We start from the raw sequence: 6,643 nt of genomic DNA, 5'->3' as shown, positions 1-6,643 counted from the left end.
GAAATCAATGGGGCACTTCTCCTCAAATATTTCACTAAGCTTTTCATCAATAAAGTTACGTCGCAATTTCCTCCTACTATGTATTGTTAGGAGCAAATAAAAAGAAGAGTTATCCATGAGATAACTCTTCTTTTATAACCTTGTTCGATTATTTAATGTCTTCAACTGAGGATATTGCTGCTAGATCTTTTAAAGGAGATGAGTCTTTTTCAGGGTCCTCATCCACGTAATCTCCCAATACCAGGTGATCCATTTCTGCTTTAGGTACTGCTCGGTAGCTTTTGAATCTTACTAAGAAGAATATACCTCCAAGCCCGATCCATACAAAAAGCGCTATCCATGAAGGGAGGCTAAGAAACCCAGGAGAACCTGGTACAACCAGAAGCAGGAAGAATGCTGCACTACAAATCGTTCCTAATAAAGACAGAAACTTTCTTCCAGGAGCGACAATCATAAATGGACGCTCATTTGGTACTTTTTTGTCATTCCATTTGAAAAGTTTATAAGCGACAAAGCATGCATAAAAGTAGGCAATTGTAACGCCTAATGCAGACATATCTACCACCCATAAGAGAGCTTCACGTCCAAAAAACGGTGCCATTATGGTTAATGCAAGTGTGAAAAGTATACCTATATGTGGTGTATTGTGCTTAGGATGTAATTTACTGAAGATATTAGGCAATACTTTAGCTCTCCCCATTGCGAAGAGTAAACGGCTCGTTGTCATATAGAAGCCGTTTAACCCTGTAAAAACTCCCATTAATAATGCGAAAGAAAGTAAGACCAATCCCCCAGTGCCAAATGCATTTTGTACGATGGTACCAGTACCCCATACAGAGCCTTCTTCCATGGCAGCAGTCCAAGGTTGTCCTACGCCTGTCGCCATTACAGTCATAGAGTAAGTAAGTCCGGCACAGATAAGAGCAATAACAATTAATTTGAATGATTTTTTAGGCGAAAAGTTAAATTCCTCCGCTGCTTGTGGTATGTTATCAAACCCAATATAAGCCCACGGCGCGATTGCAACAATAGCTATAATAGAGGATACTGCTCCAATCCCCGGCTTGAACAATGGCTGCATATTAGAGAAGGAACTAGAAGGATGAAATACCATCCCTATCGTTAATAACATAACACCTACAATTAGAATTAAGCAGAAAATATATTGAGATAAGCCGGACAAACTCGCTCCGCGAATATTTAAAAAAGCAAATACGATTAATGCCAGACAGGCAACAATGACCTCACCTGCATAAACCTCCCAGCCTGCAATGTTATACATAAACCCCTGCTCAACAATGGAAGGTAATACAAATTTACCTAAAAGTGCTAATGCAGAAGCATTCAATGCAACGATCGACATATAACCTAAAGTTAAAAACCAACCACATAGAAATGCATGATATCTACCTAAACCATAATATGCATAAGCAAACTCACCACCGGAAACAGGCAACTTTTCAACAAGAAATCCGTAGCTGACACCAATAATAATCATTAATATTGCACCAATCATAAAACCAAGTATCACCCCTAAAGGGCCTGCCATTGACATCCAATCAACCGGTAATACAAATGCTCCCCATCCGACTGCAGAGCCAAAAGCAATTGCCCAAACCCATTGAGGTTTTAATGTTCGTTCCAACTGTTCGCGTTTTGCCATAAATTAGCAATCTCCTTTACAATTTATTGAAAGCGCTATCAAAAGTTACTTTGTTAATCTATATATAATTAAACCATTAAAGCCTTATAGTAACAATGGTATTCAGAAAATTTAATTATTTAGATTGGTAATGAGTTTTATATACAAATGTAATAACTTAGTAGAAAGGTTGAAATTGAATATGCTTTAACTTACGACAAATCCTCGTGGGGTATTATCAGATTTATAGAAATCGATATAACAAAAGCAGAGTATCACTAGTCTTTGTTTTGAAATTATAGAGGTGCTTCACAGCTTTTACTCAATTAATATAGTTTAATTAAATTCAAATCACTCAAACCCTCTCATGCGAAAATGAAAAACGGAGGGTGTATACTAGAGGAGATAGTACCACTTAAATATTAAGTAATGGAGGGTATAAGAATGGCTAGATTAAAAAATAAAGTAGCAATTATAACAGGCGGCGGTGCAGGCTTGGGAAAAGCAATTGCAACCTTGTATGCCAAAGAGGGAGCTAAAGTTGTAATTGCCGATATGAATTTGGAAGGTGCTGAGCAAACTGCTGAGGAAATTAAAAATAATGGTGGAGAAGCGATTGCAGTAAAAACCAATGTTACTGTAAGTGAAGATATCACTAATATGGCTGATACAGCTAAAGAAACGTTTGGTACCATTGATATCCTTGTGAATAACGCAGGGATTATGGATAATATGCTGGCTGCTGGAAATATAACAGATGAAGTATGGGATAAAGTATTTGCTATTAATACTACTGGTGTAATGAAAGCAATGCGTAAAGTATTAGAACATTTTGTTGAAAAAGAAGCTGGTACGATTGTAAATATGGCTTCAATTACTGGTATAACAGGCGGAAGAGGTGGACTAGCTTATACTGCATCCAAGCATGCTGTCGTTGGTATGACTAAAAATGTAGCTTCTCAATATGGTCACTTAAATATTCGTTGTAATGCCATTGGTCCTGCTCAAGTTCCAACAAATATTACTGATTCCATGAAGGATAGGATAGATAACTTTGGCATGGAACGTGCTATGGCAGGTACGAATCTAATGAATCGTCCAGGTACTCCAGAGGAAATTGCTAATATTGCTTTATTTCTAGGTTCTGATGAATCATCCTACGTAAATGGTGTAACGATTGCAGCAGATAGTGGCTGGTCAGCATACTAATTAAATAAACATTAAACTACCCCAATTATTGGTCGCAATCGAATAATTGGGGTAGTTTTTATTGGGATTTTTTTACATATGACCGCCTTTAAATTGGAATAAATTGCGAATGAAATAAGTGAGCTGATTTTCTATAGTAAGTAAAACAGTAAACAAAAAAATTATTGGAGGGTATTAATTGGAACCAGAAAAAGTATTTATTAACGCAAACATATTAACATTGGATGAAAATAATAATATAGCTGGTAGTATTGCTGTTTCCGGAAATAAGATCATACAAATCTATAAGGAAAAAAATCCCGATGTTGCTGCAATGGATTTACAATCCGAGCCAGAAGTTATTGATCTGGGAGGTAAAACAGTAATTCCAGGATTTATGGATACACATAATCATATTTTGGCATATGCTCAATTGCTGGATTTTGTAAATTGCAGTTCTCCATTAAATAGAAAAATAGAAGACATACTGCAAGCTATTAAAGCTAAAGTTGACTTAACAAAAGAAGGGGAGTGGGTCCAGGGGTTTGGTTATGATGATACAATGCTTGAAGAAAAAAGGCATTTAACCAGAGAAGAATTGGACCGTTTTGCTCCGAATCACCCGGTTGCCATTGCTCATATATCCGGTCACTTAGCTGTTGTGAATTCCAAAGCGTTATCCTTAGCGGGTCTGGAGGATAATGTAGAGGATCCGGATGCTGGATATTATGGGAGAGATGAAAATGGAAAGCTTAATGGAGTACTATTTGAAAGTGCAGCAATGCAACCTGTGATGAACGTTCTACCCGTAGCTTCAAAAGAACAAATGATAGCTCAGCTTGGGCGTGCTGCAAAGCATTATCTTGCTCAGGGAATTACTACTAATACGGATGCTGCTGTAGGTATGCTTGGTGATCCTGAGAAAGAAATTCAGGTACATACAGAGGCTGCCAGGCAAGGATTAATCCAATGCGTTCACGTCTTATGATTATGCATAACCTACTACAAAAAGGTATGCGATTTGAAGATTATACTGCGGAAGAGCTAGACAAAGAGCTTATTGACAAATCAAATGAAAATGTACGACTGGATAGTGCGAAATTGTTCCAGGACGGCTCCATTCAGGCCTTTACTGCTGCATTAAGAGAACCCTATTACAGTGGATCAAAAGAAAAAGGGAAAATTTTTCAAAAACAGGACGCTTTTAATAAAGAGGTTCTTAATTTACATGAGCGGGGCTTTCGAATCGCTGTTCACGGAAATGGAGATCGTGCTATTGAATCCATTTTAGATGCCTATGCACATGCAATAAAAGAAGCGCCCCGAAAAGAACATAAACATCGCATTGAACATGTACAAACAGCCATGACAAAAGATATCAAGCGAATGGAAGAATTAGGTGTAGCAGGTTCGTTTTTTATTAACCATGTCTACTATTGGGGTGAACGACATGCAAAAATATTTCTTGGACCTGATCGTGCTAGCAGAATGAACCCATTAGCCGAAGCAGTAGAGCATAATCTGCTTTTTACCTTACATTCTGACTGCCCTGTTACCCCTATATCTCCATTATTTTCTATTTGGGCAGCAGTAAATAGATGCACAACGGAAGGAAATATTCTTGGGCCAGAACAGCGGATTGATGTCATTACGGCCTTAAAATCAATGACGCTTTATGGAGCCAGACTAAATTTTGATGAAGATAATTCTGGCAGCATTGAGGTAGGAAAACGTGCTGATTTTGTTCTACTTGATAAAGATCCAACTGTTATCGATCCAATAAAAATAAAAGATATAAGTGTTGAGGAAACATGGATTGGTGGAAACCAAGTGTATAAGCAGGAAATAGATTAACATAAAGGTTAAGTTGGTTGGTCGAGAATAACATAATCTGCAATCTCTTTTACGTGTTTAGTCCCATAATAGAGCGGGAAAAAGGGAGAAGTAGTCTCACAAGAGCTATTTAAACCGTAGGAGGTACTGGTATGATTAAGAATAAACCGATAATTGGAATATCAGGCAGTGTTTACAAAGATGCAAATGGCAGATTTCCGGGATATCGCCTCTCTTTTGTTAATGAAGACTATGTTACTTCGGTAGAAAATGAGGGTGGGGTTCCATTTATTATTCCCGTAACGACGAATAAACAAGTAATTTCTAATCAAGTAGACCAAATAGATGGGCTGGTACTTTCTGGAGGAGTAGATGTTAACCCACTATCCTATGATGAAGAACCGTTACAAAATCAGGGTGCTATTCTTCCCGAAAGAGACGAATTTGAAATTGAACTTGTGCGAGCAACCATAGATGCTGGGAAGCCAGTGTTTGCGATTTGCCGGGGAATGCATATCTTGAATATTGCATATGGCGGATCGTTATATCAAGATATTGAATACATTTCTGAACCTACAATAAAGCATGAGCAAGAATCAAGCCCGTGGGTAGAAAGTCATACAGTTCATATGGAAGAAGGTTCTTATTTACATGAACTGTTTGGTGAAAAAGTACTCACTAACTCGTTCCATCATCAGGTCGTCAAAGATGTTGCACCAGATTTTACAGTTACTGCGAGAGCAGATGATGGTGTCATCGAAGGAATGGAAAAGAAGGGAGACCGTTCTGTTTTTGCAGTCCAATGGCACCCGGAAATGATGACTACAAAACATGATAATATGAGGAAATTATTTAATGACTTTGTTGAAAGAGTTGCTTCCAATCTGAAAGTCGTTAAGTAAGTTAAACGCCTAAGCGCTGTTAGAGCACTTAGGCGTTTACTTCCTTTAACTTACTAAATTAGTTAAATTGGACGAGGCAGGTAATCTATATTCTACTATTTTTCATTCTTTATCCCTTAACCGCATTTTGTTATAATCATAATAAAAATGCAGTTGTATCACTTTCTATTAAATTTTAAGAGTGGGGAACAGCTGTTGTCCGCTTTTCCATAAACGTAACCATATAAATACTGATTTCATATAAAATAGCCATTGGAATGAGAATTAGTAATTGACTGATAAAATCCGGGGGTGTAATAAGCGCAGATAGAACAGCAAGTATAATATAAGACCACTTTCTTACTCTCTTCATAGAATGTGCTGTTAGTATGCCAACAGCAGATAAGAACATTGCCACAATGGGCAGTTCAAATAACAATCCGACAGGCATCGTTGTCATCATTAAAAAACGCATGTATTCCTGGGCGGATACCATTACTTCAAAGTTTTTTGCTCCCATAGAAATTAAGAAGCCATAACTGAGTGGATGAAGCACAAAATACCCAAAAGCAATGCCAAAAATAAATAGTAAAAACATAACAGGAGAATATACATTCATAAATTTATTTTCCTGTTCATTTAGGCCTGGTTTTACGAATTGCCATATATAATGACAAAGAAAAGGCAAGGAAATTCCCAAGGCAAGAACGAAAGATATTGACATGTAAAACTTCACAACTTCCAGAGGACCAAGAATAATTAAAGAATGGCCCTTTGTTACATATGGAAACCAAAAGTTTATAGTAGAAAACACACCAATAAATATACTGGAGAATACAACTAAACTTTTTATTATTTGCTTCCGTAAATCAGTTAAATGATCTACCACGGTCGGATGAGCTGTTTGTTCAACTGTCTCTGTTGTTTGATGGTTGGAACTTCTATTTGTATCGTTTTCTGGAGCAGCAGAAGAAGCCTTCTCTCTATTAGAAGGCTCTGACTGCTGTTCTACATCTATATTTGTTGCTTTCTTTTTATCTAATGGACTTAAAATTTTCCGATTATGATGTTCATACGGATCCATAAGATCACTCATTTC

6 protein-coding genes are annotated in these 6,643 nt (G+C 37.3%); 4 read left to right on the top strand and 2 right to left on the bottom strand.

The genetic code is table 11. The features are described 5' to 3' along the window. Positions 1-148: 148 nt before the first annotated feature. Positions 149-1,663, bottom strand: a complete 1,515-nt coding sequence (locus JCM12304_RS16985) for an APC family permease (RefSeq protein ID WP_060681748.1) — start codon at positions 1,661-1,663, stop codon at positions 149-151. 423 nt (positions 1,664-2,086) lie between these two features. On the opposite strand from JCM12304_RS16985, the gene JCM12304_RS16980 reads away from it, so the two are divergent. From JCM12304_RS16980 to JCM12304_RS16970, 4 genes are all read left to right on the top strand, one after another. After that, positions 2,087-2,851, top strand: a complete 765-nt coding sequence (locus tag JCM12304_RS16980; RefSeq protein WP_060681747.1) for a glucose 1-dehydrogenase — start codon at positions 2,087-2,089, stop codon at positions 2,849-2,851. A gap of 178 nt (positions 2,852-3,029) precedes the next feature. Beyond that, on the top strand, positions 3,030-3,818 hold the full coding sequence (locus JCM12304_RS20210) for an amidohydrolase (protein WP_256200861.1): 789 nt from the start codon (positions 3,030-3,032) through the stop codon (positions 3,816-3,818). Continuing rightward, positions 3,815-4,684 (top strand): amidohydrolase, encoded by an 870-nt coding sequence (locus tag JCM12304_RS20205; protein ID WP_256200860.1) that lies wholly within the window; start codon positions 3,815-3,817, stop codon positions 4,682-4,684. Before JCM12304_RS20210 ends, JCM12304_RS20205 begins: the two co-directional genes overlap by 4 nt. Positions 4,685-4,815: 131 nt before the next feature. Continuing rightward, positions 4,816-5,565, top strand: coding sequence for a gamma-glutamyl-gamma-aminobutyrate hydrolase family protein (locus tag JCM12304_RS16970; protein WP_060681746.1), 750 nt, complete (start codon positions 4,816-4,818; stop codon positions 5,563-5,565). A 175-nt stretch (positions 5,566-5,740) separates the two neighbouring features. On the opposite strand, the gene tatC is transcribed toward JCM12304_RS16970, so the two are convergent. Continuing rightward, positions 5,741-6,640 carry a twin-arginine translocase subunit TatC gene (gene tatC / locus JCM12304_RS16965; protein ID WP_019376429.1) on the bottom strand — a complete coding sequence of 300 codons (900 nt, stop codon included), beginning with the start codon at positions 6,638-6,640 and terminating at the stop codon, positions 5,741-5,743. Positions 6,641-6,643: the final 3 nt, after the last annotated feature.

Origin of the sequence: Virgibacillus halodenitrificans JCM 12304 (assembly GCF_001310895.1) — a bacterium.
In the GTDB taxonomy this organism is placed as follows: Bacteria; Bacillota; Bacilli; order Bacillales; family Amphibacillaceae; genus Virgibacillus_Q; species Virgibacillus_Q halodenitrificans.
Note: the sequence above shows the minus strand (reverse complement) of the source record. Positions and strands in the feature narration are given on the sequence as shown.

Excerpts from the sequence above, each read along its gene's own strand:
- JCM12304_RS16985 (WP_060681748.1), bottom strand. The coding sequence starts at position 1,663 with ATGGCAAAACGCGAACAGTTGGAACGAACATTAAAACCTCAATGGGTT.
- JCM12304_RS16980 (WP_060681747.1), top strand. The coding sequence starts at position 2,087 with ATGGCTAGATTAAAAAATAAAGTAGCAATTATAACAGGCGGCGGTGCA.
- JCM12304_RS20205 (WP_256200860.1), top strand. The coding sequence starts at position 3,815 with ATGATTATGCATAACCTACTACAAAAAGGTATGCGATTTGAAGATTAT.
- JCM12304_RS16970 (WP_060681746.1), top strand. The coding sequence starts at position 4,816 with ATGATTAAGAATAAACCGATAATTGGAATATCAGGCAGTGTTTACAAA.
- tatC (WP_019376429.1), bottom strand. The coding sequence starts at position 6,640 with ATGAGTGATCTTATGGATCCGTATGAACATCATAATCGGAAAATTTTA.